Origin of the sequence: Agrobacterium sp. rho-13.3, assembly GCF_033957765.2 — a bacterium.
Taxonomy (GTDB): domain Bacteria; phylum Pseudomonadota; class Alphaproteobacteria; order Rhizobiales; family Rhizobiaceae; genus Agrobacterium.
Genome location: NZ_CP192774.1, coordinates 1,027,579 through 1,054,517, shown reverse-complemented (window position 1 = coordinate 1,054,517; position 26,939 = coordinate 1,027,579). Strand labels below are relative to the sequence as shown.

Annotated in this window: 26 protein-coding genes and 1 tRNA gene; 10 read left to right on the top strand and 17 right to left on the bottom strand. The window is 54.7% G+C overall.

Annotation, left to right across the window (positions count from 1 at the left end; translation table 11 throughout):
• Nucleotides 1–15: 15 nt before the first annotated feature.
• From frr to RMR16_RS05235, 5 genes are all read right to left on the bottom strand, one after another.
• The gene (frr, locus tag RMR16_RS05255) at nt 16–573 is read right to left on the bottom strand and encodes a ribosome recycling factor (protein WP_320200031.1); all 558 of its coding nucleotides are present in this window, start codon (nt 571–573) and stop codon (nt 16–18) included.
• 64 nt (nt 574–637) lie between these two features.
• Nucleotides 638–1,360, bottom strand: coding sequence for a UMP kinase (gene pyrH / locus RMR16_RS05250; protein WP_320200032.1), 723 nt, complete (start codon nt 1,358–1,360; stop codon nt 638–640).
• 200 nt (nt 1,361–1,560) lie between these two features.
• On the bottom strand, nt 1,561–2,487 hold the full coding sequence (tsf, locus tag RMR16_RS05245) for a translation elongation factor Ts (RefSeq protein WP_320200033.1): 927 nt from the start codon (nt 2,485–2,487) through the stop codon (nt 1,561–1,563).
• Between the two features lie 250 nt (nt 2,488–2,737).
• Nucleotides 2,738–3,505, bottom strand: a complete 768-nt coding sequence (gene rpsB, locus RMR16_RS05240) for a 30S ribosomal protein S2 (protein WP_320200034.1) — start codon at nt 3,503–3,505, stop codon at nt 2,738–2,740.
• A 193-nt stretch (nt 3,506–3,698) separates the two neighbouring features.
• Nucleotides 3,699–4,541 carry a cell envelope integrity EipB family protein gene (locus RMR16_RS05235; protein WP_320200035.1) on the bottom strand — a complete coding sequence of 281 codons (843 nt, stop codon included), beginning with the start codon at nt 4,539–4,541 and terminating at the stop codon, nt 3,699–3,701.
• A gap of 115 nt (nt 4,542–4,656) precedes the next feature.
• Between RMR16_RS05235 and RMR16_RS05230 the strand changes: the two genes are divergently transcribed.
• The 4 genes from RMR16_RS05230 to RMR16_RS05215 are packed head-to-tail and all read left to right on the top strand — an operon-like array spanning nt 4,657 to nt 7,502.
• The gene (locus RMR16_RS05230; protein WP_320200036.1) at nt 4,657–5,127 is read left to right on the top strand and encodes a RidA family protein; all 471 of its coding nucleotides are present in this window, start codon (nt 4,657–4,659) and stop codon (nt 5,125–5,127) included.
• A complete protein-coding gene (locus tag RMR16_RS05225; protein ID WP_320200037.1) occupies nt 5,124–5,864 on the top strand; it encodes a glycerophosphodiester phosphodiesterase in 741 nt (246 codons plus the stop codon). The genes RMR16_RS05230 and RMR16_RS05225 overlap by 4 nt, the downstream gene beginning before the upstream one ends.
• A complete protein-coding gene (locus RMR16_RS05220; RefSeq protein WP_320200038.1) occupies nt 5,861–7,051 on the top strand; it encodes a GNAT family N-acetyltransferase in 1,191 nt (396 codons plus the stop codon). Before RMR16_RS05225 ends, RMR16_RS05220 begins: the two co-directional genes overlap by 4 nt.
• Before the next feature lie 28 nt (nt 7,052–7,079).
• Nucleotides 7,080–7,502 (top strand): HIT family protein, encoded by a 423-nt coding sequence (locus RMR16_RS05215; protein WP_320200039.1) that lies wholly within the window; start codon nt 7,080–7,082, stop codon nt 7,500–7,502.
• A 26-nt stretch (nt 7,503–7,528) separates the two neighbouring features.
• Here the strand turns inward: RMR16_RS05215 and RMR16_RS05210 are convergent, their stop codons facing one another.
• The 7 genes from RMR16_RS05210 to cckA all read right to left on the bottom strand — a co-directional run bounded on the left by RMR16_RS05210 (nt 7,529) and on the right by cckA (nt 16,166).
• Nucleotides 7,529–8,476, bottom strand: coding sequence for a phosphatase PAP2 family protein (locus RMR16_RS05210; protein ID WP_320200040.1), 948 nt, complete (start codon nt 8,474–8,476; stop codon nt 7,529–7,531).
• Between the two features lie 69 nt (nt 8,477–8,545).
• The gene (locus tag RMR16_RS05205) at nt 8,546–8,893 is read right to left on the bottom strand and encodes an AzlD domain-containing protein (RefSeq protein ID WP_320200041.1); all 348 of its coding nucleotides are present in this window, start codon (nt 8,891–8,893) and stop codon (nt 8,546–8,548) included.
• A complete protein-coding gene (locus RMR16_RS05200) occupies nt 8,890–9,645 on the bottom strand; it encodes an AzlC family ABC transporter permease (RefSeq protein ID WP_320200042.1) in 756 nt (251 codons plus the stop codon). The genes RMR16_RS05205 and RMR16_RS05200 overlap by 4 nt, the downstream gene beginning before the upstream one ends.
• A 77-nt stretch (nt 9,646–9,722) precedes the next feature.
• On the bottom strand, nt 9,723–12,227 hold the full coding sequence (clpA, locus tag RMR16_RS05195; protein ID WP_320200043.1) for an ATP-dependent Clp protease ATP-binding subunit ClpA: 2,505 nt from the start codon (nt 12,225–12,227) through the stop codon (nt 9,723–9,725).
• 10 nt (nt 12,228–12,237) lie between these two features.
• Nucleotides 12,238–12,591 carry an ATP-dependent Clp protease adapter ClpS gene (clpS, locus tag RMR16_RS05190; RefSeq protein ID WP_320200044.1) on the bottom strand — a complete coding sequence of 118 codons (354 nt, stop codon included), beginning with the start codon at nt 12,589–12,591 and terminating at the stop codon, nt 12,238–12,240.
• 167 nt (nt 12,592–12,758) lie between these two features.
• Nucleotides 12,759–13,418 carry a helix-turn-helix transcriptional regulator gene (locus RMR16_RS05185; RefSeq protein ID WP_320200045.1) on the bottom strand — a complete coding sequence of 220 codons (660 nt, stop codon included), beginning with the start codon at nt 13,416–13,418 and terminating at the stop codon, nt 12,759–12,761.
• Between the two features lie 153 nt (nt 13,419–13,571).
• Complete coding sequence (gene cckA, locus RMR16_RS05180; protein ID WP_320200046.1) at nt 13,572–16,166, bottom strand: cell cycle histidine kinase CckA; 2,595 nt, start codon at nt 16,164–16,166, stop codon at nt 13,572–13,574.
• 358 nt (nt 16,167–16,524) lie between these two features.
• On the opposite strand from cckA, the gene RMR16_RS05175 reads away from it, so the two are divergent.
• Complete coding sequence (locus RMR16_RS05175) at nt 16,525–17,685, top strand: flagellar biosynthetic protein FliO (protein ID WP_320200047.1); 1,161 nt, start codon at nt 16,525–16,527, stop codon at nt 17,683–17,685.
• 85 nt (nt 17,686–17,770) lie between these two features.
• Here the strand turns inward: RMR16_RS05175 and RMR16_RS05170 are convergent, their stop codons facing one another.
• Nucleotides 17,771–20,284 carry a GcvT family protein gene (locus tag RMR16_RS05170; RefSeq protein ID WP_320200048.1) on the bottom strand — a complete coding sequence of 838 codons (2,514 nt, stop codon included), beginning with the start codon at nt 20,282–20,284 and terminating at the stop codon, nt 17,771–17,773.
• Nucleotides 20,285–20,452: 168 nt separating this feature from the next.
• Nucleotides 20,453–22,918: a mechanosensitive ion channel family protein gene (locus tag RMR16_RS05165; protein ID WP_320200118.1), complete on the bottom strand. Its 2,466-nt coding sequence runs from the start codon at nt 22,916–22,918 to the stop codon at nt 20,453–20,455.
• Nucleotides 22,919–23,160: 242 nt separating this feature from the next.
• Here RMR16_RS05165 and RMR16_RS05160 point away from each other — a divergent pair, with 242 nt between their 5' ends.
• Nucleotides 23,161–23,412, top strand: a complete 252-nt coding sequence (locus tag RMR16_RS05160; RefSeq protein ID WP_320200049.1) for a GlsB/YeaQ/YmgE family stress response membrane protein — start codon at nt 23,161–23,163, stop codon at nt 23,410–23,412.
• A 163-nt stretch (nt 23,413–23,575) separates the two neighbouring features.
• Nucleotides 23,576–23,651: transfer RNA gene (locus RMR16_RS05155), tRNA-Lys, on the top strand.
• A gap of 210 nt (nt 23,652–23,861) precedes the next feature.
• Here RMR16_RS05155 and RMR16_RS05150 read toward each other — a convergent pair.
• Nucleotides 23,862–23,984: a hypothetical protein gene (locus tag RMR16_RS05150; RefSeq protein ID WP_320200050.1), complete on the bottom strand. Its 123-nt coding sequence runs from the start codon at nt 23,982–23,984 to the stop codon at nt 23,862–23,864.
• A gap of 252 nt (nt 23,985–24,236) precedes the next feature.
• Here RMR16_RS05150 and RMR16_RS05145 point away from each other — a divergent pair, with 252 nt between their 5' ends.
• The 3 genes from RMR16_RS05145 to RMR16_RS05135 all read left to right on the top strand — a co-directional run bounded on the left by RMR16_RS05145 (nt 24,237) and on the right by RMR16_RS05135 (nt 25,223).
• Nucleotides 24,237–24,461 (top strand): Loki-CTERM sorting domain-containing protein, encoded by a 225-nt coding sequence (locus RMR16_RS05145; RefSeq protein WP_320200051.1) that lies wholly within the window; start codon nt 24,237–24,239, stop codon nt 24,459–24,461.
• 203 nt (nt 24,462–24,664) lie between these two features.
• Complete coding sequence (locus tag RMR16_RS05140) at nt 24,665–24,880, top strand: hypothetical protein (protein WP_320200052.1); 216 nt, start codon at nt 24,665–24,667, stop codon at nt 24,878–24,880.
• 157 nt (nt 24,881–25,037) lie between these two features.
• Entirely contained in the window at nt 25,038–25,223 is a 186-nt protein-coding gene (locus tag RMR16_RS05135) for a hypothetical protein (protein ID WP_320200053.1), read from the top strand.
• A gap of 103 nt (nt 25,224–25,326) precedes the next feature.
• Here RMR16_RS05135 and RMR16_RS05130 read toward each other — a convergent pair whose 3' ends face one another.
• Nucleotides 25,327–25,575, bottom strand: coding sequence for a hypothetical protein (locus tag RMR16_RS05130; protein WP_320200054.1), 249 nt, complete (start codon nt 25,573–25,575; stop codon nt 25,327–25,329).
• Between the two features lie 411 nt (nt 25,576–25,986).
• On the bottom strand, nt 25,987–26,898 hold the full coding sequence (locus RMR16_RS05125) for a PhzF family phenazine biosynthesis protein (protein ID WP_320200055.1): 912 nt from the start codon (nt 26,896–26,898) through the stop codon (nt 25,987–25,989).
• Nucleotides 26,899–26,939: the final 41 nt, after the last annotated feature.

Sequence of the window (26,939 nt, the reverse complement as noted above, 5' to 3'; positions counted from 1 at the left end):
GGGCTTAAAAGCCAACTACACCTGCATGATTTCCTTTTCCTTCTCCGCAAGCAAGCGGTCAATGTCCGTAATCGTATCGTCCGTCATTTTTTGAACCTTGTCGGACGTCGCACGGCTTTCATCCTGACCGATGTCACCATCCTTTTCGGCTTTTTTCAGACCGTCCATACCATCACGGCGAACATGGCGAATGGCGACCTTGGCTTTTTCCGAATATTCATGCGCGACCTTGACGAGCGACTTGCGGCGCTCTTCGTTCAGTTCAGGCAAGGGAATGCGCAGGTTCTGGCCATCGACGATGGGATTGAGGCCAAGATTGGACTCACGAATCGCACGGTCAACCGCGCCGACCATCGACTTGTCCCAAATGTTCACACCCAGCATACGCGCTTCTGGCACCGTAATATTGGCGACCTGAGACAGCGGCACGCGCGAACCATAGGCATCCACCGTTACAGGATCAAGAATATTGGCGGAAGCGCGTCCTGTGCGCAGCGATGCGATATCGCTCTTGAACGCATTGATGGCGCCGTCCATGCGGCGCTTGATATCGTTGAGGTCAATACCACTCATTTGTATACTCCATAGTTCTGGCCGCGATGGCCCAATTTCACAGTGTGGAATCAGCGCCCGGTCTTTATTTGTCGTGCACGATGGTCTTGCGACCGCCGCCCGTCAATATTGCCGCAAAGCCACCTTTTTCGTGGATTGAGAAAACGATGATTGGAATGTGGTTTTCCCGCGCCAGTGCAACGGCAGCAATGTCCATGACTGCCAATCCCTTGGCGAGAACTTCCGAATGCGTCAGTTCGTCAAAGCGGGTTGCGTGAGGGTCTTTCTTCGGGTCGGCGGAATAGATACCATCCACCTGCGTACCCTTGAAGATCGCTTCTGCGCCCATTTCTGCTGCGCGCAGTGCTGCGGCGGAATCTGTGGTGAAGAACGGATTGCCTGTGCCACCCGCGAAGATCACGACGCGACCCTGAGCAAGATGGGAGAGCGTCGCACGCTGCGAGAAGCTCTCACAGATTTCCGGCATGGCGATGGCGGACAGGACGACTGTGTCAATATCGAGCTTGCGCAGCGAGGTGGCCAGCGCAAGTGCGTTGATGATGGTTGCCAGCATGCCCATGTGGTCGCCGGTCACGCGATCTCCGCCCTTGGAGGCAACAGCGACGCCGCGGAAGATATTACCGCCGCCGACGACGACACCCACTTCGACGCCCATGGCTCTCGCCTGCGCAATATCGGAGGCAATGCGGTCTGCGACGGCAACGTCGATACCGAACCCCTGATCGCCCATGAGGGCTTCGCCCGACGCCTTGAGAAGAACACGTTTATAAAGCGGCTTGGAAGACATCATGACTCCTTAGAGCATGTCCCGCAAAAGTGTGTAGCGGTTTTGCGATGACGACATGCGAAAACATAGAGAAACTACAGCGACAAGCGAATCTGAAAAAAATCGCGCCGCGTTGTAGAATGTAACCGGAACGCGGATACACGAAGGGCACCGCGTTGTCACGCGATGCCCTGTCGTTTTCCCGTATTTGGGTGAAGAGATCAGCCCTTGGCGACCGCAGCAACTTCAGCAGCGAAGTCGCTTTCTTCTTTTTCAACGCCTTCGCCGAGCAGCAGGCGAGCCATGCCAACAACTTCGATCGCAGCGCCGGCTTCTTTTTCAGCAGCCTTGACAGCATCGCCAACAGTGATGTCAGGGTTGATGACGAAAGCCTGGGACAGAAGAGCAACTTCTTCGAAGAACTTGCGCATACGACCGTCAACCATCTTTTCGATGATGGCTTCTGGCTTGCCGGATTCGCGAGCCTGTTCGATGAATACGTTGCGCTCGCGTTCTGCAACAGCAGCGTCAACTTCTTCAGAGCGGATGGCGAGCGGGTTTGTTGCTGCAATGTGCATGGCAATCTGGCGACCGATGGATGTCAGAACAGCCTTGTCACCAACAGACTTCAGCGCAACCAGAACGCCAAGCTTGCCGATGCCATCGCCAGCAGCGTTGTGAACGTAGGTCGCAACAACGCCGTGCTCAACTTCGAGCAGAGCCGAACGGCGCAGCGCCATGTTTTCGCCGATAGTGGCAATCGCGTCCTTGATGGTGTCGGAGACGGACTTGCCGGTTGCTGGGTAGGTTGCAGCAGCAATGGCTTCAACAGTGCCGTTGGTCGTCAGAGCAACCGAAGCTACGCCACGAACGATATCCTGGAAGGCATCGTTACGTGCAACGAAGTCGGTTTCGGAGTTGATTTCAACGACAACAGCCTTGTGACCGGCAGATGCGATAGCGATGAGACCTTCAGCGGCAGTACGGCCAGACTTCTTGTCAGCCTTGGCGATACCCTTGGCGCGCAGCCAGTCGATTGCAGCTTCCAGATCGCCGCCGGTTTCAGACAGCGCCTTTTTGCAATCCATCATGCCTGCGCCGGACTTCTCGCGCAGTTCCTTTACCATTGCGGCTGTGATTTCGCTCATTGTGTGCCTCTTGTCGGTTCGTCGGTCACGGCGCGATTGCGGCCCGACCTCAATCGGATTTTGGGAACGAATGTACCCGGAACTGTGACAGCCTGATGAAACAGGCATCACGAAACTTCTTTACCCACGCCTATTCCATAAGGGATGCGGGGATTTAAACGAACAAGGCCGTCGAACTTACGAGTCCAGAACGGCCTTGTCGTATCCTGATGAAGAAGGCGGCATGATTATGCCGCCAAACAGCCGACTATCAGGCGCCAGCTTCGTCCTGAAGAGCAGGCTCGATCGGAGCATCTTCGGAAGCACCGATGTCGCGACCGGAAGAGCCCTGCTGACGTGCGATACCGTCGATAGCTGCGCGAGCGATCAGATCGCAATACAGCGAGATGGCGCGCGATGCGTCGTCGTTACCTGGGATCGGGTAATCGATCTGGTCTGGATCGCAGTTGCTATCGATGATCGCAACGACCGGAATACCAAGACGCTTGGCTTCTTCGATTGCAATCTTTTCCTTGTTGGTGTCGATGATGAACATCAGGTCAGGAACGCCACCCATATCGCGGATACCGCCGAGAGCCTTTTCAAGCTTTTCGCGTTCGCGCTCGAGCGTCAAACGCTCTTTCTTGGAATAGCCAGAACCTTCGGAGTTCAGAATCTCGTCAACCTTGCGCAAGCGCTGGATCGAGTTGGAGATCGTCTTCCAGTTGGTCATCATGCCGCCGAGCCAACGCGAGTTGACGTAGTACTGAGCGGAACGCTTTGCGCTGTCTGCGATGATTTCGGACGCCTGACGCTTCGTACCAACGAACAGAACGCGGCCACCACGAGCAACCGTGTCAGAAACAACCTGAAGAGCGCGCGACAGCAAAGGAACTGTCTGAGCCAAATCGATGATGTGGATGTTGCTGCGGTCGCCGAAGATGTACGGCTTCATCTTTGGGTTCCAGCGGTGTGTCTGGTGACCAAAGTGAACGCCAGCTTCCAGAAGCTGACGCATAGAGAAATCGGGCAATGCCATGCCTAGTTATCCTTTTCCGGTTTAACCCCCGCGAAGCGAACAGCACCGTCTAAACGGTACCACCGGGCGGAACGAACCGGATTTCTCCCGGAACATCCCAAGCTTCGCGTGTGGAATAATGTGCCGCATACAGGCAGATTCGATGAAAAGCAAGCTTTTATGCGGAAAATTCTAAATTCGCCTCAGATCAATCTCAGCGGATCGGCTTGTTTTCACAGTTTTCGGGCTGGAGAATATCCAGCTTGGCAAGCTTGCCCGTCAGCACGAAATCACCATAGTCCATGGTCAGATCACGCGTGATGCCGTTTTCATACAGCTTGAACGACATGCGGTAGATCGGCAGGGCATCCGTGCCTGTCTTGTCATTATAATACGCAATCGTAACAGGCCAGAACGGTGTCTTGGCAAACTCTCCCGCCTTGCCCGCGTCCGCATCGCCATCGATAGGCGGCTGCTGTTTTCCAACAAGCGTGGAGGTGATCAGGCTCTGATCGCCATCGTCGGACCCGTCAAACACGCGCGATTCAAAAATCCGCTTACCCAACTTCGCATTTTCGATGACCTGAAACATATGTTCGGTCGGAAACTCACCCGCTGCCAAATCGATCTTGCGCGCATCCGGCTTGGTCAGATCGATGGTCATGGTGCCATCTGCGTCCGCTGCGGAGCCAGTGACTTCCTTATCCAGCTTGTCGTCAGTGAAAGACTTGGTCTCAAACGTGAACTTCTTTGACGCCGCATCTTCGAATGTGGTGGTCTGCTGGTCCGTCAGCCGCACTGCATCGCCGGTATTGATCTGGGTGACAAAGCGGAAGTCGGTCTTATAACCTTTGCAGGCAGACCCGGTGAACTCGTACACCATTCTGCCCGTCATGCCTTCGATGCCGGAGCGGTCCGAAGCGTCTTTCAGCTCCAGATCATACACGGCACGGTGAGAGATAAGGTTGGGAACGCTGGCAGGCACGGCACTTGCGACACCCGGCAAAACTGTAACAGTGCCAGCAGCAAGAGCAACAGCAAGGTTCCTGACAAACATTCAATATCTCCTGTTGGACTCACTGCTCATATTGTACAAGCAATCGCCCGGCTTTTGGACATCATGCTCTGTCTGCCGGATTTTTGAAAGATTTACAACAAAAGCGGAGACGAAAATGTCGGATGCCATCGAAGCTCGCCTGAAAGAACTGGGCTACACCCTGCCCGTTGCCGCAGCACCCGCTGCAAATTATGTCCCGTTCACCATCAGCGGCAATCTGCTTTATATTTCGGGTCAATTGCCAATGGAGTCAGGCAAGATTGCGGTCACGGGTCATGTCGGGCGCGATGTTGATGTTGCTACCGCCCAGCGCGCCGCCGAACTTTGCGCCGTCAACATTCTGGCGCAGGTAAAAGCCGCGTTGAATGGAGACCTTTCCAAAGTCCGCCGCGTTTTGAAACTCAACGGCTTCGTCGCATCCGTACCGGAATTTACCGAACAGCACCTCGTCATCAACGGCGCATCCAACCTCATCGCCAATGTTCTGGGCGATGCGGGCAAACACGCGCGCGCCGCAGTCGGTATGGCCTCCCTGCCCTTCAATGCCGCCGTCGAGATCGACGCTATTGTGGAAATCGACGTATGACGCTGAAACTCTCCTGGCTGACCGCAACACCGGTCGCGCATCGCGGTTATCATGACCAAAACAAGGTTGTTTGGGAAAACACGCTTACGGCATTTTCCCGCGCCATCGCGGCTGGTTTCGCCATCGAATGCGATGTGCAGCTTGCGGCCGATAGCGTTCCTGTCGTCTTTCACGATCACGAGATGGAACGGTTGACGGGCATCAAGGGCGATGTGCGCGAGCATACATCCGCCGAACTTGCTCTTCTGGCCATCGGCCAAACGAAAGATCGCGTGCCGAAGCTCAAGCAGCTTCTGACCTTATGCGCAGGTAAAGTGCCTCTCGTCATTGAACTGAAAGGCCGTTCCGGTGCTGGCGTCGATGATGGTTTTGCCGAAGCCGTTCTCGAAGTGCTGGAAGGTTATGAGGGCCATGTGGCGCTGATGAGCTTCGATCACCATCTGCTGAAGGACTTGAAGGCCGCTGGCTCGCCATGGCCGCTGGGGCTGACGGCGGAAGGCGCGAAACCGGAAGACTTCTTCAAACATGATGAAGCCATGCAGATCGGCCTCGATTTCGTCTCTTACGCTTGGGCGCATCTACCCAACAGCTTTATTGAGGCGCAAAGAAAACTCGGTGTTCCGGTGATTACCTGGACGGTGAGGGATGAAAATGCGCGCGCGATTACCTATAAATATGCTGACCAGATGACGTTCGAAGGTTTCGATCCAAAAGAGAGCCAGCCGGCCAGCGCATGAGCGACGAATATTCCATTCGCGTAGAGCAGTCCTTTAAAGACATTGATCCGGAAAGCTGGAACACGCTTTCCGGAACTTCTAAACTTACACGAACAGAAGATTACAACCCGTTCATTTCCCATGCTTTTTTACTGTCCATGGAAGAGTCCGGATCAGCCACCGCAAAGACCGGCTGGCGTGGTCATCACCTGCTTCTGGAAAAAGGTGACGGCACACTCACGGGCGCTATGCCCGCCTATTTGAAGAGCCACAGTCGCGGCGAATATGTTTTCGACCAGGGGTGGGCGGATGCTCTTGAGCGTGCAGGCGGCAATTATTATCCGAAACTGCAATGCTCCGTGCCGTTCACGCCTGCGACTGGCCCACGATTGCTGACCAGCGGCTTGGATGTTGCTGCTTTCAAACGCGTTCTGGCATCGGGCCTGCGGCAAGTGTCAGAAAAAATTGGCGTGTCATCCGCCCATGTCACCTTCGCGCCAGGTGATGAAACCGACGCGCTGGCGGAAGAAGGTTTTCTGATGCGCACCGATCAGCAGTTCCATTTCATCAACAATGGATATCGCGACCACGGCGATTTTCTGGATGCGCTGGCCTCGCGCAAACGCAAAGACCTGCGGAAAGAACGGCGGGCGGCGCTTGAACATGGCATCGAGATCGACTGGCTCACGGGCAGTGATCTGACCGAAGATATCTGGGACCAGTTCTACGCCTTTTACATGGACACCGGCAGCCGCAAATGGGGCAAGCCCTATCTGACCCGTGAGTTCTACTCGCTGATCGGCCAGCGAATGGCTGACGATATTTTGCTGGTGATGGCAAAACGCGAGGGTCGTTACATTGCCGGTGCCATCAATTTTATTGGTGGCGATGCGCTTTACGGCAGGCATTGGGGATGTATCGAAGATCACCCCTTTCTGCATTTTGAGGTTTGTTACCATCAGGCCATCGACTTTGCTCTGGCAAAGGGTCTGAAACGTGTGGAGGCGGGCGCGCAGGGTGAGCATAAGCTTGCCCGCGGCTATACACCTGTGACGACCCATTCAGCTCACTTCATCACCCATCCGGGCTTGCGCAGGGCAATTGCCGACTATCTCGAGCGTGAACGCAACGAAGTCGAACAAATCGGCGACTATCTCGATGAGCACAGTCCGTTTCGCAAAGGCGAGCGGCAAGAGACCGACGAGTAGTTGAGCAGATTATACGAGGAGACATTTCATGACATCGACCTACGATACCAACAACATCTTTGCGAAAATCCTGCGCGGCGAAATTCCGGCCGTGAAGGTTTACGAAGACGAGTACACGCTGGCGTTCATGGATGTCATGCCACAAGCCCCCGGCCATCTGCTGGTCGTGCCGAAAGCGGGTTCACGCAACATTCTGGATGCAGACCCGCAGGTGCTTGCGAAAACCATTGCCGTGGTGCAGAAACTGGCAGTGGCGGCAAAGGAAGCATTCGATGCTGATGGCGTTTACGTGGCGCAATTCAACGAACCTGCGGCGGGCCAGACGGTGTTCCATCTCCATTTCCATATCGTTCCGCGCAGGGAAGGCGAGCCTATGAAACCACACAGTGGCGCGATGGCGGATGGCGCTTTGCTGAAGGAACATGCGGAAAAGATAAAGGCAGCGCTTTAAGGCTAGCCCTGAACTTGCGTTGTCGTTTAATCGGCGGCAACGCCGAGCGGCCTTTGTTGCGCGGTGTTACAGACAGGCGTTTTCGACATTGTTTTCACTATATATCGCGAGAGTGGAAAGGCGACTGCAAAGCAAGCCATGCCACCGAACACATCTGAAAGATGATGGCCTCCCTGAACCAGAACAGCAGGAAACATCAGGGTATTTAAAGCCCCTATCACAACGATAAAAAGCCTATGCCGTGGAACGAAAAACACGGACATTAGCGCCATGAAAATATGGAATGAAGGAAAGCCGATCAGCCCGAGGATATTTGCAGGCGAGAGATGATCGACACCCTCAAGCCCCAAACGAACCAGTTCCCGTCCATAAGCTGGATCAACCGCCAAAGGGATCGCATTCAACACCCACTCCGGCAACGTATGATACGCTTTTGCGCCGAATGTCGGGAAAAGCACCCAAAAAGCGATGCTCAAGAGAGCGCCGATGGTGCCGGTGAGTAGAAAAGAATGGAGCTCTTTCTCCTTACCGGTAAAGCCAAGGGTGATTAATATAACGAGTAACTGTGGAAGCGACGTCATGTAGACCACGTAAAATGTCTTGCCGATCCAAGGATATGTGGCGGCCCATGTGACGACAGCGGGCCAACTGTAACCAACCAAATCATCCACACGCATGAGAATGTCGTCTATCGGATGAAAATAGATCGGCAAAAAAACATAATTGAAAATAGAGCCGACTATCGTGAAAAGCACATACAGCCCAGACGCTGTCAGGACATTTCCTAACCGCGTGCTGCGTTCAGAAATCCGATAGAATTGACCAAGCGCCATCAGCAGGAGACCGACGAAACAACAAACGGCATATCCAGCAACATCAATGGATATTGATTTTTTATAGACCATAGCAATATTAAAAATCGCAAGAATGAAAATTATCCTGAATATCAGGCGTTCTACGGACAAAAGAAACATAACCCCTACTCAGCCAGTCAATAAAAAATCAAAAGCGAAATTCTATACTCAATAAATCGCCGAAATTAATCACCAATACATTAAAAACACCAAGCCGATCGCAAGAATAGCGATGGGTGCAATAACACCAACCAAAACTTTCTGACCGCTCGCAAGAAATGCGACGAAACCGATGCCCGCAGCACCGATACGCAGCCACAATGGTGAGTGTTCCAATGTTCCCGTCGGGAAAACGATGAGTTTCGCGGTGACGGCCATCACCAAAGCGGTTGCGACCGCCCTCACCCAATTTAACGTCTCCGAGCCCTCTTTCAAACGATTGCCGGCCAGCACACCGAGCCAGCGCCATAGGTCCGTGGCGATCCAGCCTGCAATTGCGATGAAGAGATAGGGTGCCCACCAGGCGTCGGTTATCATGGCTCGCCCTCCGCGGTAGCGGGTTCGATTTTGCGACGAAACCAGAACCGATCGATAAGATAGGCCAACGTCCCGCCGCCCACACCAGCGTAGAGAATGTCGAAATCAGGCTCTATGACCGCGAACAATGGTCCGCCGATAACGCCGATCACGAATGCGACCTTTACGACCGTATGTCTTGCAGATGCCCAGATGGATGAAACGAAATAAACCGGCGTCAGAAAAAACAGAACGCCTGCAACGACCGGCGGAAACGCGGCCACGACGCCATAACAGATGGCAACGATGATCGCGTTGATGAGCGTCAGCGTCATGCCGAAACCGGCAAACCACGCCACCCGAGCGTCACGCGGCACCTTGCTCAGATTTTGCGTGGCAAAGACCCAAGCGGTAATGGCAACGAAATGCGACAGGAACAACAAAAGCCAGGTTGGCGTTTTGGCCGTGCGCATTTCCGGCACGATGGACGCCACCATCGGCATCATGCGGATGGACGAGAGTGTCACCACCAGAAAGCAGGTGGCCAGCCCGGCACCGCTGGTCATCGCACCGATCAGGATCATCTTGGCGGGCAGCGCCCAGATGGTCAGCGTCATGAAAACTGCTTCACCGCGACTGACACCGGATTCCAGAGCAAAGGCGCTGAAACCCACGAAAGATGTCATGAGGATGAGTGACGGCAGCGAGAAAATGCCCTTCATGCCCCTGAAAAACCAGAGGGAAAGAGGTTCCGCATCGCTTTCTACAGGCATGTTCGTTTCCGGTATCGACAAAATAAAGTGCCGGGTACGAAACCCGGCACTGCGTTATTTAAAGCACTCAGCCAACATCACTTCTTTTTAGGAACCTTGGGAACGGCGTTTGTTTTGCGGCGCGGTTTCACGTCTTCATCACCCTTGCCCGTTTCCACAACAGCTACTTCGGCTTCCGGTTCGGCTTTAGCGGCTTTCGCCTTACCCTTTGCCTTGCCGGGAGACTTTGCCGCTTTCAGCTCAGCCTCTGGCTTTGGCTTGACCGGCGCTGTTTCTGGCAGGACATTCAGCTTCAGACCTTCCGTGCCATCATCATTTTTGCCGAGAGCAACACTGACGACACCACCCTTCTTCAGCTTTCCAAAGAGTATCTCATTGGCAAGCGGCTTCTTGATGTGTTCCTGAATGACGCGACCAAGCGGACGCGCACCCATTTTTTCGTCATAGCCCTTCTCGGCCAGCCAGGCGATGGCATCTTCATGCAGATCAAAGGTAACGTTCCGTTCGGAAAGCTGTGTTTCCAACTGCATGACGAACTTCTGAACCACCTTGTGAATGACAGCAGTTGGCAATGGCGAGAATGGAATGATCGCATCCAGACGGTTGCGGAATTCCGGTGTGAATAGGCGATTGAGCGCCTCTTCATCCTCACCCGTGCGCTTGGACGAACCGAAGCCGATGGCGGATTTGGCCATTTCAGATGCGCCCGCATTTGTCGTCATAATCAAAATGACGTTGCGGAAATCGATCTTCTTGCCGTTGTGATCCGTCAGCGAACCGTGGTCCATAACCTGCAACAGAATGTTGTAGATGTCCGGGTGCGCCTTTTCGATTTCGTCCAGCAACACCACGGAATGCGGATGCTGATCGACGCCGTCGGTCAAAAGACCGCCCTGATCGAAGCCGACATAGCCGGGAGGTGCGCCAAGTAGACGCGATACGGTGTGGCGCTCCATATATTCCGACATGTCGAAACGCAGCATTTCCACACCGAGCGAAGCAGCAAGCTGCTTGGCAACTTCCGTCTTGCCCACGCCGGTCGGGCCGGAAAAGACATAAGAGCCAATCGGCTTGTTCGGTTCACGCAGGCCCGCACGGGCAAGCTTGATGGCGGTGGATAACGCTTCGATCGCGATATCCTGACCATACACCACCGAGCGCAACTCTTTCTCCAGATTGGCGAGAACCATCTCGTCATCCTTCGAAACCGTCTTGGCTGGAATGCGCGCCATCGTCGCAATCGTCACTTCGATCTCTTTTTCAGTGATCAGCTTACGACGCTTGGAGGCGGGCAACAGCATCTGCGCCGCGCCTGTTTCATCGATAACATCGATGGCCTTATCCGGCAGCTTGCGATCCGAGATATAACGGGCCGAAAGCTCCACGGCAGCCTTGATCGCCTCGTTGGAATAACGAAGGTGATGGTAGCTTTCGTAATAAGGCTTCAAGCCCTTCATGATTTCGATAGCATCTTCGATGGAAGGCTCGTTGACGTCGATCTTTTGGAAACGACGCACAAGCGCCCGGTCCTTTTCAAAGAACTGACGATATTCCTTATACGTGGTCGAGCCGATGCAACGGATCGCACCCGATGACAGAGCAGGCTTCAGCAGGTTGGATGCGTCCATGGCACCGCCAGACGTCGCACCCGCACCGATGACCGTGTGGATTTCATCGATGAACAGCACAGCGCCTGGGAACTCTTCCAGTTCCTTGACGACCTGCTTCAAGCGCTCCTCAAAGTCACCGCGATACCGTGTACCGGCCAGCAGCGTGCCCATGTCCAGCGAGAAGATCGTGTCGTTCTTCAACGCTTCCGGCACTTTGCCTTCGACGATTCGCTTGGCCAGACCTTCGGCAATCGCTGTTTTACCAACGCCGGGATCGCCCACATAAAGCGGGTTGTTCTTGGAGCGACGGCACAGGATTTGAATGGTGCGGTTGACCTCCTCATGACGGCCAATCAGCGGATCGATCTTGCCGCCGCGGGCTTTGTCATTCAGGTTTACGCAATAGGCTTTCAGCGCATCCTGCTGCTTTTTAGGTGCGGACGTATCTTCTTCAGAGCCGCCGTTACGAGCAGGTTTTGCTTCGTTCTCATTCTCTTCTGCACCGCGTGGCGCGCGGGTCTGGGAGGAGCCGGGACGTTTGCCGATGCCGTGAGAGATGTAGTTGACCGCATCATAGCGGGTCATTTCCTGCTCTTGCAGAAAATAGGCAGCATGGCTTTCACGTTCCGCAAAGATTGCCACCAGCACGTTGGCGCCGGTGACTTCTTCACGACCCGAGGACTGCACATGAATGACGGCGCGCTGGATGACACGCTGGAAACCAGACGTGGGTTTTGAATCCTCGTCATAGCCTGTGACCAGATTGGAGAGTTCGTTGTCGACGTAATCAACAACCGTCTTGCGCAGCGCGTCCAGATCGACATTGCAGGCGCCCATCACGGCGGCGGCATCGGCATCGTCAATCAACGCCATGAGCAGGTGTTCTAGCGTCGCATATTCGTGATGACGCTCATTTGCAAAGGTCAGTGCCTGATGCAGCGCCTTCTCTAGACTTGGGGAAAAAGTTGGCACGTTGCGATCCTCATTTCTTTTCCATGACGCACTGAAGCGGATGCTGGTGCTGTCGGGCGAAATCCATGACCTGACTTACTTTTGTCTCTGCGACCTCATATGTGAATATCCCGCATTCGCCCACGCCGTGCTGATGCACATGAAGCATGATGCGCGTGGCTCCTTCCCTGTCCTTCTGGAAAAAACGCTCCAGAATATGAATGACGAATTCCATGGGAGTATAGTCGTCGTTCAGCAAAAGAACACGGTACAGATTGGGCTTTTTTGTTTTTGGTTTGGTGCGGGTAATAACAGACGTTCCGCGGTTTGCGCCGCCATCTTCCCCTTCACTGTCGCCCTGCATGTAGATCGACTTCTCGATCATCTTTCATCATTCTCCAGATCGTACTCGCATCGGTATTGTCGTGTTGCGAGCCAGAATTTCGCTTCAACTTATTTAGGTCTTCGTAAGAGGATTTTAAGCCCCCTACGCTGCACTGCAATCACTAATCCGTTCCCCGCTGACGAAATTTTTTGACGGATGCATCTGCTTCACAAATATAGCCGTCGTCTCAGCCTGACCGCCACCGCATGTTCAATGGTCTCCACATCCATCTTTCTGCATATGGAATCGACCAGATAATTTATCGTTCTGCTGGAGAGCGCCACACGCGTGGCAATCATCTCGAAACTCTCACCTTCGACCGCTAGAAAAAGCACCTGCTGCTCCAGGCCGGAGAGCGGCTCCCTTTTTTCTATTTGGGAGCGCCCGATGCTCGTGAGCCGCGCATGGGCGTGAAACATCAAGACGTTGAGCCGTTCAACCTCATTAATATCCAGAGGCGGTCTGTTCCCTGAAAAACCGATAAGACGAGGTGAACCGGAAATGCCGAGGGCCGGAAAACTGGCCCCCATCGTCATGCTCGATGTGCGAAACAGGGCTGCCGCATCTGGCGCGATATGCCCCTGCGCTTCCATGTCACCGAGATCCCAGCCCACCGGCCCCAGCGTTCCGGGTGAATGCATGAAGAACTGCGTGGCAAAATCCGTCAGGCATTCATCCAGCTCCTGGAAAAGAGAGGCGGAAATATTGGATGGAAAGAGAAACGAAATCGGCTCTTCTTCCGCCAGCCGCGACATATCGAGCACAAAATAACATTTAAAACCAAAGAGCCGCTGTATCTCGCCCAGCACCACGCCCACGTCATCCACCGTGTGCGTTTTCTGAAGCCTGATAAGCAGGTCTTGGGAAATGTTGCGCCTCTGCAAAAAGAGAGAAAGCCATTTTTGGGTTTTATGGCCAGCCAGACCAGCAAATCAGCACGGATCAGCGAGGAATAAGACTATTGCGACCCGCCTCACCTGTCAATTTTCACTGTCCAGCATCTCCCGCACAGCCACCGCCAGCTGTTTCAGCGAAAACGGCTTGGGCAGAAAACCGAACTTGGCATCGGCAGGGAGGTTCTTTGCAAAAGCATCTTCCGCATACCCGGACACGAAAATAAACTTCATATCCGGGTAGGTCTTACGAAGCTCCCGCAGCAGTGAAGGACCGTCCATTTCAGGCATGACAACATCTGATACGACGATGTCGACCTTGCCTTCCAGTTCCTCCAACACGTCCAGCGCTTCGGTGCCGGAGCCTGCTTCGTAAACCGTGTAACCACGGGTTTCCAGCATACGCTTGCCGCCACGGCGCACCGCTTCCTCATCTTCCACCAGCAGAACGACAGCGGACTTGCCGGTCAGATCGACCGGCTCTTCCTTGGTGAGATCCTTTACGACAGCGACATGAGCAGCCTCTGGCAAGGCCTCGCCTTCGACAACCGGAACCACTTCGACAATATGGCGCGGCAAGAAGATGCGGAACGCCGTTCCCTTGCCCACTTCGGAGTCTGGGTAGATATAGCCACCGGATTGTTTTACGATGCCATAGACCATCGAAAGACCAAGGCCCGTGCCCTTGCCGACGTCCTTTGTCGTGAAGAATGGCTCAAAAATCTTGTCCATGATTTCAGGCGGAATACCTGTTCCGGTATCCGTCACTTCGATCATCACCAGATCTTCAACAGGAATGTCCGACCGGCCAAGCGCGATAATGTCCTTGTCCGACATGTTGCGCGTGATGATCTTGATCTTGCCGCCTTCCGGCATCGCATCGCGGGCGTTGACGCAAAGGTTGATCAGCACTTGCTCGAACTGCGAAAGGTCGGTTTTGACAGGCCACAAATCACGTCCGTAATCCACCTCAAGCTTGACGTTGGTACCGGAAATCAACCGATCCACCAGCATACGCAGATCGCCGATAACATCCGTCAGGTTCAACACCGCCGGGCGCATGGTCTGTTTGCGTGAAAAGGCCAGCAATTGCCGCACGAGAACGGCAGCACGGTTGGCATTCCGCTTGATTTCCATCAGATCGGCGAAGCTTGCGTCGGCAGGTCTGGCCTGAAGCAACAGATGGTCGGAGGACAGAAGAATGGCCGTTAGAACATTGTTGAAGTCATGGGCGATGCCGCCTGCCAGCGTACCGACCGCATTCATCTTCTGCGTTTGCGCCATCTGCGTTTCGAGCGCTTTCTGCTCGGTCACTTCGATCGCATAGACAATTGCCACTTCTTCCGGCGCTTCATCATCCTGATCGATGACCGCATGAACATAGAAGCGGAAATGCCGTGTTTCGTCAGCCGGGTGGCGGGAATCGAACGGCGGAATATCTCCCTGCCGATCCTTCGCGGCATCTATGGCGTGCAACAGCTTCGGCTTGTCATTATCGTGCAGGACGGCATCGAGAACGACACCATTGTCGATATCGTCTCGTCCGACAACACCAGAGAAGAGTTTGAGAAACGGCGCATTGGTGCGCAGAATTTTGCCGTCGCCGTCCAGAGACGCAATCGCCATTGGAGTGTTGTTGAAGAACCGCGTGAAGCGCATGGCCGAAGCGGATTCGGCATTTTCTTTGCCTTTGGCGCGCATCAATACGATTGTCCGGCTTTCGCCCGGTGCGCCATCGCGCGTGGCCGTCACCTGATGAACCAGCCTTGCTGGCATGCTCTGGCCGTTGACGCGGCGCATGTCGAGATCGAGCATTTCGGTGCGGTTGGCACCGGCTTGCGGCTTCACGGATTCGATCAGCGCCATGCCTTCGCCCGCGACGATATCCGACACCGTCAGCGAACCCGGTGAGAACTGCGCCAGATCAATGCCCAGCCATTGCGACAGCGTTGCGTTGAGATAAACGATCTCACCCTTTTTACCCGCCGAGAAAAAGCCAGCCGGAGCATGGTCGAGATAATCGATAGCGTTTTGCAGTTCGCGGAAAAACCGCTCCTGATCTTCACGCTCTGTGGTGATATCGGCAATCTGGAAGACGTGCAGATCATTGCTGCTCGGGTCTTTGAGCAGCCGTGCCTTGAGACGATACCAGTGCGGGCCGGATTGCGAGATATCTTCACTCAACGGCTTCAGCAGCCGAAATTCCTCATACCCGTCCTTCCCGTCGCGCAAACCACTGATGAGCCGATACAATGCTTCGGTCGATTCCCGATCACGCGACAGCAGCGTTTCAAGGCTCTGGATATCGGTGGCCTTGGTCGCGCCCGTCATCTGGCAATAGGTGGCGTTGGCATAGACCAGACGGCCTTTGGGATCGGTAATCAGTGTGCCATCCGGGTTGGAAGACAGAAAACGTCGCGCCATGCCATCCGATTGGGATTGCGGCATGACTTCGATGAAGCCGATGACCGACGACACCAGAAAGAAAATGCCGAGCATGGCCAGCACGCCGAGAATGCCGAGGACGACCTCGTTTTCCAGCGAATTCTTGAAATAGACGAACGCGACCGCTGCGGCGACAAGAACAAGTGCCAGAAGCAATATGCGCAACAGCGTGCCGGAACGGGCTCGCCTGTCCACCAAGGGAAAGTCATTGTCGCTGGCTTGGCTCACCTTGGTCATTGAGGCTCTAACCCTTGCAGTTTTGCGGATCGTTATGCATCCGAAGACAAATGCCCCGGACGGAATCGCTTTTGTCTATCCCTTGTAGCAATTTGCCGAAATATCAAAAAGCTCTGGCGCACCATAAACCTTTGCCAATACACAGCGAATGCGGCGCTATAGACGCAGTATCGGGGCTTGCGTGGTACCTTTGCCACGTCAAATCATGGCCAATTGGTGAAGCGCGCAGCAATTTCGTGTCGCGAGTGGGATAAAAACTTGTGCCGGGCGCAAAAAAATCGTCTTTTCACTACAAACTGTTTAAAAAACTCGGATGCGGCAATAATTTGCCCAGCAAAAGACCAAAGGGACTGGTTCGATGATGGAAGATTTTATCGGCACTTACGGCAATCGCCTTATCGTGGCGGTCGTGGGCGTCGGCGTTGCACTTCTGGTTCTGGCGATCATACTGTGGATTGTCCGCAGACGTGGCGGCTCGTCGCCGTTCATTCGCGGTGGCAAAAACCGTCAACCGCGCTTGCAGGTGCTGGACGCGACAGCCGTGGACGCCCGACGCAGGCTGGTCCTCGTTCGTCGCGACAATGTCGAACATCTCGTGATGATCGGTGGACCGACGGACATCGTTATCGAAAGCGGTATTGGCGCGATCCCCATCCTCAGAGACGTGCGCGATCCGCAAGACGACATCCTGCAATCCCTCTCGTCTGAGAGAGCCATCACGTCTGAGCGGCCCAGAACCTTGCCGCCGGTCAACCAGGAAGAGGTGCGTCAGCCCGTTCCCGTTGCAGCAGCGACACCTGCGCCTCAACCCGAAGTGAAGCGTCCACCCGTGGTCGCGCCTGAACCGGCTCCGCGCCCTGTTGCAGCTGTTGCGCCCAGACCGGCCCCGCCAGTCGCCTCAGCCGCAGCACCGCGTCCCGTTGCCCCAGCAACGCCAGCCCCTGAAGCGCCTGCCGCACCGAAAACAGTTGCGCGTGAACCGATTGCCCCACCGGTCATTCCCGCAGTCGTGCCGGCCATAGCGGCTGCGTCCTTGGTGCCCGAGCCAGTGGCGAGACAGGCACCCTCGCCCGCTGCTGAGAACATCGCTCCATCTCCACCGGCAGCCTTCACACCGCCCGCGGTAGCACCGGAGCCCATTGTTGCACGGGAGCCTGTGATCGATCAGAACAGCGCCGTCGACCTTCTGGATGCTGCGCGAGAGCGCGTCTTGCCGACATTCCACAATGCAACCCCGATCAACGTTACAGCAAACGTGGCAAAACCAGCGCCGCTTGCTCCAAACGAAAACGGGACGGTTTTTGGCGATCAATTGACGAGCGATTTCGAAAGCTTCCTTGAAGCGGAAATCGCCAAAAGCAATGCTACTGAGGCTCCCGATATCAGTCTGGAGCCGAAACTGTCGCAAGAAACCGCAGAACCAGTGTCTCCGCCGGTTTCCGGCGAGACCTCTGATCGTGATGTGCAGAAAGAAATGGCGCGTATTTTCGGTGAAATGGCTGTTACCCGAGACCGGTAAGACAACACGATCATAGATCGCAGAACGCAAAAGGCTCCGGTTTTCACCGGAGCCTTTTTTAATGATTGCGAAGTCAGTAACCTGCTTATGCTCTCAGCACCGCATTGTCTGGATCGAACGGGCTTTCGACAACCACTTCGGCATCATAGAGATCACCGAGGATTTTGATTTTCAGCTTGGTGCCAATGGCTGCATTTTCCGGTGACAGCATGGCGAGGGCTATGGACTTGCCGATGCGCCAGCCAAAGCCGCCGCTGGTTGCACGACCGACGACGTCGCCCGCAGCGTTATAGATCGCTTCGGAACCGCGTGCATCAACATCCGTATTGCCGCTAACGACAAGCGTGGAGAAAATCCAGCTCAGGCCTTTTTCCTTGCCCGCAACAACGGCATCACGACCGATGAACTGCTTTTCCGGCTTGATGAAGCGGTCAAGGCCGGAGGTGTAAGCGTTGTATTCAACCGAAAGTTCGCGGCCCATGTTGCGGTAGGATTTTTCCAAGGACATGGAGACCATGGCCCGGATGCCGAAGGGCTTGATGCCGAATTCGGCACCGGCTTCGATCAAACGGTCGAAGATGTAATTCTGCATCTCGATCGGGTGATGAAGTTCCCACCCCAGTTCGCCAACGAAGTTGACGCGCAGCGCATGGGCTGTTGCGACGCCAACGGAGATTTCCTTACCGGTCAGCCAAGGGAAATCCTTGTTGTCGAGGCTGGTGCGGGTCAGCTTTTTCAGAAGATCGCGGGATTTTGGACCTGCCAGAGCCAGCACGCCATATTTCTGCGTGATGGGCTGCAATGTGACCGTGCCATCGGTCGGGGCCAAACGGCGCAGAACGTCATGGTCATGATTTTCAAGGCCACCAGCAGAGACGAGGTAGAAACGGCCCGGCGCCCATTCATAGACCGTAAATTCGGCCTTCACGCCACCATCCTTGGTCAACAGATGGGTCAGCGCGATGCGGCCACGCTTCTTGGGGATCGCATTGGCAAGGATGCTATCCAGCCATGTGCGTGCGCCGGGTCCAGACACCTCCATCTTGGCGAAGGCGGACATATCCAGCACGCCTACATTCTGGTTGACGTTTTTCACTTCGTTGCCGACATGCTCGAAGTAATTCGAGCGACGGAATGACCATTTCTCGACGATGCGGCCATCGTCCAGCGCTGGCGCGTGGTTGTGGTTGGTGATGACGTCTGCGCCCACGCCAAGCTCTTCTTCCTTCAGCGCATAACCTTCCGGGACGTACCAGTTGGCACGCTCCCAGCCGTAAACGGAGCCGAACACGCCGCCGAGTTTCTTGAGGCGGTCGTAAACAGGTGTTGTTTTTAGAGGACGGGCAGCAGAGCGTTCTTCATCCGGGTAGTGCATGGTGAAGACGTTGGCGTAGGCTTCTTCGTTCTTGGCAATGAGATAGCCTTCGGTCGCATAGGGGCCGAAGCGGCGTGGATCGACGCCCATGAGGTCGAGTGTAGGCTCGCCATCGACGATCCATTCCGCAAGCTGCCAGCCTGCGCCACCAGCGGCGGTGATGCCGAAGGAATGGCCTTCGTTCAGCCAGAAGTTTTTCAGGCCCGGCGCGGGGCCGACGATGGGGTTGCCATCCGGTGTATAGGCGATTGCGCCGTTATAGACCTTCTTGATGCCGACTTCACCAAACGCAGGCACACGGACAATGGCCGCTTCGATGTGCGGCATGAGGCGATCCAGCTCTTCCTGAAACAGCTCATATTCGCTCTGATCCGAAGGACCATCGACATAACAGACCGGCGCGCCGACTTCGTAAGGTCCGAGAATAAGGCCGCCTGCCTCTTCGCGCATGTACCATGCACTGTCGGATTCACGCAGCACGCCCATTTCCGGCAGACCCTGTTTGCGGCGCTCCAGAATGGCAGGATGCGGTTCGGTGACGATATACTGGTGTTCAACCGGGATGACGGGAATGTTGATGCCGACCATTTCGCCGGTTTTGCGGGCAAAGTTACCCGTGCAGGAAATGACGTGTTCGGCGGTGATCTCGCCCTTGTCCGTCGTCACCTTCCAGTGACCGTTCTCAAGCTGCTCCAGCGCGGTGACGGTGGTGTTACGGTAAATGGTCGCCCCACGGTCACGCGCGCCCTTGGCAAGCGCTTGTGTGAGGTCTGCGGGCTGGATGTAACCGTCATCCGGGTGCTGGATGGCACCAAGCAAGCCATCGGTTTCGCAAAGAGGCCAAATTTCCTTGACCTCTTCGGGTGTCAAAAGCTTGTAGTTGACGCCGATGGTTTCTGCGATGCCGGAGTAATACATATATTCGTCCCAGCGATCCTTGGTGCGGGCGAGACGAATGTTGGAGACTTTGGAAAAGCCGACATTCATGCCGGTTTCTTCCTGAAGTTCCTCATAGAATTTCACGGAGTATTTGTGGATCTGGCCCACGGAGTAACTCATATTGAACAAAGGCAGCAAGCCGGCGGCGTGCCATGTGGAACCCGAGGTCAGTTCCTTGCGCTCGATCAGAACGGAATCGCTCCAGCCTTTTTTAGCCAGATGATAGAGCGTTGAAACACCAACGACGCCGCCACCGATGACCACCGCCCGCGCATGTGTCTTCATAATGAAACTTCCCCTTGAGGCATATTTGCCCACTTTGACGCGGACTTTTTCGAACCGATTTGGGCCAGACTATGCAATGTCGCACCGTTGCTCAAACGCCTGATTACGACATGCAAAAGGCTTGCCGCGACGGCAAGCCTTTTGATGATTTTCAATTGCGGAACGGCCTTAACTTCGCTTGGCTCCAGCAGACTTTGCGGCTGGCTTGTCCTCGGTTTCCGCTGCCGCATCCGTCGATACTTCTTTTATCGATGAAGCCGCCTTTGATACCACCGCTTTCTCACCTTCCTCCGACATGATCGCGGACAAAAGCTTGGGATTCGTCTGACCGTCCACATGGATATTCACGTTGCGCTGTGGCGTGGCAATCTCGATGCCTTCCTCGCGGAACCGCTTCAGAATGGCCATGCGCAAGTTGTTTTTGACTGTCAGACCATGCGACAAATCTGCCAGATGAAAGCGCAATTCGAAATCCAGCGAAAAGTCACCAAACCGCAAAAACTCCACATGCGGTTCGGGGTTGCGAAGAACCGGTGTCTGCTTCTTCACCAGATCCAGCAAGATATCCATCACCCGCTGCGGATCGGTCTCATATGCGACGGACACCGGAATTTCCGCGCGCTGGATGCGGTTTCTATGCGTCCAGTTGCCAACAGAGGAATTGATGAATTCCGAGTTCGGCACGATGATGGATTGGCCACGAAATGTTTCGATTTCCGTTGCGCGAACGGACAGTCGTTTGACGGTGCCTTCCACGGTCCCTGTCACCACCCAGTCGCCCACCTTGAAGGGACGCTCCACCAGCAGGATGACGCCAGAAACGAAGTTCGACACGATGTTCTGCAAGCCAAAGCCGATGCCCACGGACAGTGCAGACGCCACAAGTGCCAGACTGGACAGATCAAGCCCGGCGGACGAAATGCCGAAGATGGCCGCCACCACCACGCCGAGATAACCGATGCCGGTGCCGACCGAATTGCGCACTCCCGCATCCACCTGGCCGCGCGCCATGACGTTTCTGTCCAGCCATTTCTGGAACCAGCGCGTGACGGCATAGCCGATAACGAAAACGAGTATGCCCGTTACGATGCTGATAAGAGAGATGGATGTCTTGCCGATGCTGAAACCTGTCAGCAGACGGTAACCCCAGTTTTCGATATCGCCCGGCTGGAAGCCCCACGAAAACAGAACGAGCGGAACGCCGAAGACGAGTGCTATGCCGTAGATACCAAGTCCGGCGGCAAGGCCGGCCTGATCCAGCGGCACCGGCCCAAGCCCGAAGCGTCTGCCGAGATAACGCCCTGCGAGCGTCTCGGCAAAAACGCCCTGTTTGGAAATGGCCCTGCCGGACAGAATGCCGATATACATAGTTGCCAACACGGCACCCGTCGCGACGATCTGCGTTGCCAGAAAACGGGCAAGGCCGACATAGCCGGTCAGGCAGGCACCGATCAGCAGCAGCCCACCAAAACGCATCAGCGCGGAAAGCCAGCGCGGCATACGCTGGTCGCTGATGTCTTCATCGCCTTCCTTGCTCGCCAGCGGCTTTACGAATGACAAAACAAACAGAATGACGCCGATGGTGATGGAGGCCACGAAGCTTTTGGCGACAGTGAGGATCAGTGGGGAATTCAGCGTTTCACTGATGGTGCTGAACAGATAGTCTAGGCCATTGACCAGCGCCATGATCAACACGGCGGACGAAAGGATATGCGCGCCGCGTGTGGACACATTCAGCAGACGCCACTCCGGCTGTGTCGGCGCGAAAATCGCATAGGTCAGTCTGGAGACGAAGTAGATGAACGCGACGATATACATCGCCACGAAAAAGATCGGGGCTATGTCGGCTCTCAAGACGCCGAAATTATCCAGAAGAAAGGCCGAGGCTGCCATGAACAGGAAAACGGAAAAGGACTGTATCGTGGTCGACCAGAAAGCCACGGACAAACGCCGCAGGTAGGACGGTTCGCCCGAAAAGGCACTTCGCTCCATTCGGTGTCCCAGCAGGCGGTACCCCCCCACCATAAAGAGCAGCGCGGCCAGAACGGAAAGCGATACGGCGCCGAACATGGAAAGACGCTTGTAGTTCCAGACGAAAACCGCCCATCCGCTCACGGAACTGCTCAGCGCCGAAATCTCACCGCCAAACGCCTTACCCGCCTCCGCAAGAACAGGCAGCGAAATTTCCGTGCGCTTGAAAAGGGTGGCTGTAAACAATGCGCGCCGAAGCGCGGTGATGGTGTTGGAAAGACGCGCAGCACTGGTAGAAATGCTTTCCGCGTCACCGAGCACGGCATTGATCTGGGCTTTTTCCGCATTCAGTTTTGTTCGCTCGTCGGTAACGACGCTGGCTTCCGGCGGCTGACCTTCTTTGGGAGGTTCGCCAAGAGAGGTGACGCGGGTGTTGATTTCATCCAGACGTGCGCGCAGATGACCAACGGTGGCGGCAGCATTTCCGGCGAGATCATCCGCTTTACCCTTGAGATCAACCAGCTTGGTGTCGTCGTTGCGCTGGTTCTCGGTCTGCTGGGTGATATCAGCGAGAAGAGCCTTGTGTTTTTCAAGTCTGGCTTCAGCTCTCTGCGCCACCGACAGGGAAGCGTCTTCGGTGACGGTATCGGGTGTCTGCGCCATCACTGTTTGGACGGGGGCAATCCAAAGAGCCACGAGAGCGAGCAGGACCCGTAAAAACCGGTACTGTCGTGTTGAGAATGTCATCGTGAACGCCCTTCTGCTCTTTCGAATCGCTGCGCCAAGGTAGTCGGCATCTTAAAGGTTTCAAGCGTGTCCAACTCATGGCACGCGCTGACTCGTCATCTTGAAGAAAATATTAGAATCACCAAATATGATTGCGCAGCAACCAATAGGAGGAAATCATGGAAGCAGCTGGTATTGGCTGGATTGCCGCAATCATCATCGGTGGCATTGCCGGATGGCTCGCCGAAAAATTCATGAAGAGCAATATGGGTGTTTTCATGAACATCCTCCTGGGAATCGTCGGCGCCATCGTCGCCAACGCGATTCTTGCCATATTCGGTATCGTTCTCACCGGTTGGCTGGGCTACCTTATCGCAGGCTTTGTTGGTGCTTGTATTCTGATTGCCATCGCTCGCGCTTTCCGGCGCTGATGGGCAATAAAAAATAACCGGAAGAAAACCCCGGTTTTACAGGCTTTTCCAGCGTGGCTGAAATTTTTCCGACACAAAAACCGAAGAAATTTCATTTCCACGCTGGACAAGCATAATGTTCCTCTTTATACGGCCAATCACACCGCCAGACGGCGGCGGCGGCGGGTGATTAGCTCAGTTGGTAGAGCAGCTGACTCTTAATCAGCGGGTCGTAGGTTCGAGCCCTACATCACCCACCATTTCCCCTTTACATCAACAGGTTAGAAGTGATTTCGCTGTCAGCAGCCAAGTCGCAGCGGCCTCAATAAATCACAAATGGCCTACACGGCCTATCGTGTTTTGTGGCGTAAACTCACAGACGAACTGAAGATATTGCGGGATGCATTGACGCCGACTCATCTGAGGCGTCAAGGGTGTAGTCGGCGGGCGCTGACGGTCCGCCGGTTTGGTTATTTCTTCATCTTGGCTTGATCGTGATGCCATTTGATGGCGAAGAACATGCCCGTGCCCAACACCAGAATCTTGAGTGGCAAGAAGACTATGGGGAACCAATCGACCCAGTCGCTCATCATGGACCAATTCCTTTCAGAAATTGAATGGATGCAATCTCCCATAAAATAATATCATCATGAGTGAAACATGCGTTTTGTCGCAGGGGCAACGCACCGCCTTCGTACTCGGCTTCACGCCCTCTACGAATAGGATGCCGCCCGTTAGCGCCAGTGGCGTTGCAAAGTTGCGACACGGTTTCCAAACATTGAAAAACTCTGCCACTCTCCCCAAAGCGGTCTCATTCTCCATCATAATCAACTCAGATGAGAGTTATGACGAATATATTGATCCTGGTCGCGGGTGTTGTGGGAAGCGGCGTGGTTGCGGCCTTTGCTGCCACGGCGATGGCGGAAGGTGGCGCGTTGGGGTCTTGTCTGGACGGTGACTGTGGTTACGCCGCCCTCTTCATGGCATTTCCTCTCACATGGTTCATTCTGTTTGCCCTCTTCGTCATGGCGATGCTGATCTGGCGCCGCAAGCCGCGGCGGGATTATTGACCATCACCGCATTACATGCTGCGCCCAACCCAATGCACCGCGTGAGGTTGACACTTCTCTCCATATGGAAGAGTCTGCGTCCGGCTGGGGATTCGTAGCTCGTAACGTTTTGTCGCTATCATGACGACAGGCGTTTAGAGCGTTTGAATTTACGCATGTCCTGAAATCATTCTCAGGATGGTGCGAATAGAATGGAGTGCTTTATGCGCGCTTTGATCAACTCTCCGTCGCTTTCGGTCGGCGCGACAATGGATTATCAGTCTGAATGCCAATTCGCTCTTGAGCCGTCTATCAACGGTCTTATTGAAAAAGCCGAAGGCGCTGGCTGGAACCGCGAACATGCCGTCCTGGCAATTTTAGCGCTCGCGAGCGGCCAGGTTGCCGAGACCGATTTCACCGATGATCGTTCGCTTTCTTAAGCGAAAAAACAAAATTACCTTTTGCAAGGCCCGGCATTCGTCGGGCCTTTTGCGTTTTTCACCAGTGCTTTAGCGACCATTTGATCCACTTTTATCAACCCGCTTGACAAGGATGTCCAAATATTAGAACATAAAGTGAACAAATGGAGTTGCAGCAATGACAGCAGCAGACAAAACCATTGAAAATGCATTGTCTCTCGTCGCCCAGTCCCGCAGCCTTCGGGAGCGCGCACTTGAGCGCCGGCGGGAACTTCAGAAGCGAACCGAGATGATGATCGCCAGACCGGTTTATATTCTGAAAAAGAATGGCGGCAGGCAATTGTCGCTCAAGCTGGACAGCTAAATGGCGGAATGCGTTGGGTCGTCGCTCTATGCTCGACACAAAAAATCCTGTGCTGGAGATTAGGCCCGCACAGGATGTTTTCGTATAAAATATGGCATTGGACTCACTGCATGCGTTGGAGTGCTGACTGTGGCGAAGCGATTGCCGTTTCAGTCATCGCTGGTAGCCTGTCTGTCTTTTTGAGAACCAGAACGGGTTTCTGTGCAGGTTCAGTCGGCTGCGAGATGCTTGCTGTTTTGAACTCGCGGTCGACTGGGATGGATGCGTTTATATTTTGATGGCTGAGGCAATCTGCCAGTGCGGCAGACGCTGAGACCCCAAGAATTGCTGCGATGATGAGAACTGTCTTCATGTCATTTCTCCCTTCTTTTTATATATTAGCAATATATGCATTTATTCTCAGAGTTTGGAATCACGCTTTAGTGCTAAGCAGATGCAAAAGTGGGCTAATTCTTTTTGAGATCGAATGCACTTTTGCAGGAGCGACGGAAGATCATCGCAACGTAAGTTCCTCTCAAAGGTATTATGATCGGTTTATACGTCGAGGCGGCGGTGCTGTTTGCGGCCTCTATGGTTCTTCTTGTATCGGAATTGTTTTGCGACTTCATGTCACCTCTCCTTCCGTGGAAACAAACGGAATTAAGGCAATTTTGTTCCTGCGAACGCCAAGCAAACCGCACGATTGGCAGCAGACAATCATCAACAGATCGTCACAAGCGTGTTACAGCGTTGTCGCAAACGCTTTAAAGCACAAGAAAAGCAATCAGATATCGAAACTTCCCGTCGCCACGCGCACGGCATGACCACCAATTCTCGCCCGTGAAATCTCGTTTTCTTTTACATCCATCGTCAAATGAATGTGGGATGGACGGCCCATCTCCACGCCCTGCTCCACCAAAAGCGGGTAATGTCCGTCTGCCAGACCATCGAAATGGTGGATCGCGCCGGAGAGTGCCGCAACGGCAGCGCCTGTTGCCGGGTCTTCCTGAATTCCCATATCTGGTGAAAACATGCGTGCGTGAAACTTTGCGGCGTGATTGACGCCGCCGCGACAGTATAGAAAGGCTGAAGTAAGACGCCCTTCGACAAACGGAGCCGACTTCAGCCATAGCCCCGCATCGAAATCCACCTCTGCCATCGAGGAAATATTCTGCACCGGTATCGTCAGAAATGGCACGCCCGCCGTCCAAATGGATGGCACATGGTTCTCAAACCCTATCTGCGCTTCCGCCAGACCAAGGGCATCGGCAAGAGGCGCGCCGTCGAGCGGCAATTGCACGCGAGACGATTTGCGGGGCAGATCGAATTCGGCAAAACTCGCCTCGCCTTCCCGAAGACGGATCGCGCAGCGCACAGGACCGATCTTTTCTTCCAGCACCGTCACCATATCGGCGTTGCCTTGCCCATGGTTGCGTTCGGCGATTGCAATCGCGGTGCCCACGGTCGGGTGGCCGGCAAAAGGCAGTTCGGACGCGGGTGTGAAAATGCGCAGTGAGGCCGCATAAGCCGGATTGTCGGCTGTTTTGACGAAAACGGTTTCGGAGAGGTTCAACTCACGGGCGATGGCCTGCATCGTCACGCCGTCAAGGTCATCGGCGTCGAACATGACGGCCAGCGGATTGCCCGCCAGTTTCTGCCGCGTGAACACATCGTAGATACTGTAACTTATCGCCACGCCCGATCCTTCCGCTTACGCATCCGTACCGCAAATTGCCC

Bases quoted from the DNA above. Each gene is read 5' to 3' on its own strand.
- RMR16_RS05235 (WP_320200035.1), bottom strand. From the start codon at position 4,541: ATGTTTGTCAGGAACCTTGCTGTTGCTCTTGCTGCTGGCACTGTTACA.
- RMR16_RS05160 (WP_320200049.1), top strand. From the start codon at position 23,161: ATGGAAGCAGCTGGTATTGGCTGGATTGCCGCAATCATCATCGGTGGC.
- RMR16_RS05130 (WP_320200054.1), bottom strand. From the start codon at position 25,575: ATGAAGACAGTTCTCATCATCGCAGCAATTCTTGGGGTCTCAGCGTCT.
- RMR16_RS05225 (WP_320200037.1), top strand. From the start codon at position 5,124: ATGACGCTGAAACTCTCCTGGCTGACCGCAACACCGGTCGCGCATCGC.
- RMR16_RS05220 (WP_320200038.1), top strand. From the start codon at position 5,861: ATGAGCGACGAATATTCCATTCGCGTAGAGCAGTCCTTTAAAGACATT.
- RMR16_RS05170 (WP_320200048.1), bottom strand. From the start codon at position 20,284: ATGAAGACACATGCGCGGGCGGTGGTCATCGGTGGCGGCGTCGTTGGT.
- RMR16_RS05135 (WP_320200053.1), top strand. From the start codon at position 25,038: ATGACAGCAGCAGACAAAACCATTGAAAATGCATTGTCTCTCGTCGCC.
- rpsB (WP_320200034.1), bottom strand. From the start codon at position 3,505: ATGGCATTGCCCGATTTCTCTATGCGTCAGCTTCTGGAAGCTGGCGTT.
- cckA (WP_320200046.1), bottom strand. From the start codon at position 16,166: ATGACCAAGGTGAGCCAAGCCAGCGACAATGACTTTCCCTTGGTGGAC.
- RMR16_RS05145 (WP_320200051.1), top strand. From the start codon at position 24,237: ATGACGAATATATTGATCCTGGTCGCGGGTGTTGTGGGAAGCGGCGTG.
- RMR16_RS05205 (WP_320200041.1), bottom strand. From the start codon at position 8,893: ATGATAACCGACGCCTGGTGGGCACCCTATCTCTTCATCGCAATTGCA.
- RMR16_RS05150 (WP_320200050.1), bottom strand. From the start codon at position 23,984: ATGATGAGCGACTGGGTCGATTGGTTCCCCATAGTCTTCTTGCCACTC.
- clpS (WP_320200044.1), bottom strand. From the start codon at position 12,591: ATGATCGAGAAGTCGATCTACATGCAGGGCGACAGTGAAGGGGAAGAT.
- RMR16_RS05140 (WP_320200052.1), top strand. From the start codon at position 24,665: ATGCGCGCTTTGATCAACTCTCCGTCGCTTTCGGTCGGCGCGACAATG.
- tsf (WP_320200033.1), bottom strand. From the start codon at position 2,487: ATGAGCGAAATCACAGCCGCAATGGTAAAGGAACTGCGCGAGAAGTCC.
- RMR16_RS05230 (WP_320200036.1), top strand. From the start codon at position 4,657: ATGTCGGATGCCATCGAAGCTCGCCTGAAAGAACTGGGCTACACCCTG.
- RMR16_RS05210 (WP_320200040.1), bottom strand. From the start codon at position 8,476: ATGTTTCTTTTGTCCGTAGAACGCCTGATATTCAGGATAATTTTCATT.
- frr (WP_320200031.1), bottom strand. From the start codon at position 573: ATGAGTGGTATTGACCTCAACGATATCAAGCGCCGCATGGACGGCGCC.
- RMR16_RS05175 (WP_320200047.1), top strand. From the start codon at position 16,525: ATGATGGAAGATTTTATCGGCACTTACGGCAATCGCCTTATCGTGGCG.
- RMR16_RS05200 (WP_320200042.1), bottom strand. From the start codon at position 9,645: ATGCCTGTAGAAAGCGATGCGGAACCTCTTTCCCTCTGGTTTTTCAGG.
- pyrH (WP_320200032.1), bottom strand. From the start codon at position 1,360: ATGTCTTCCAAGCCGCTTTATAAACGTGTTCTTCTCAAGGCGTCGGGC.
- RMR16_RS05165 (WP_320200118.1), bottom strand. From the start codon at position 22,918: ATGGCGCAGACACCCGATACCGTCACCGAAGACGCTTCCCTGTCGGTG.
- RMR16_RS05215 (WP_320200039.1), top strand. From the start codon at position 7,080: ATGACATCGACCTACGATACCAACAACATCTTTGCGAAAATCCTGCGC.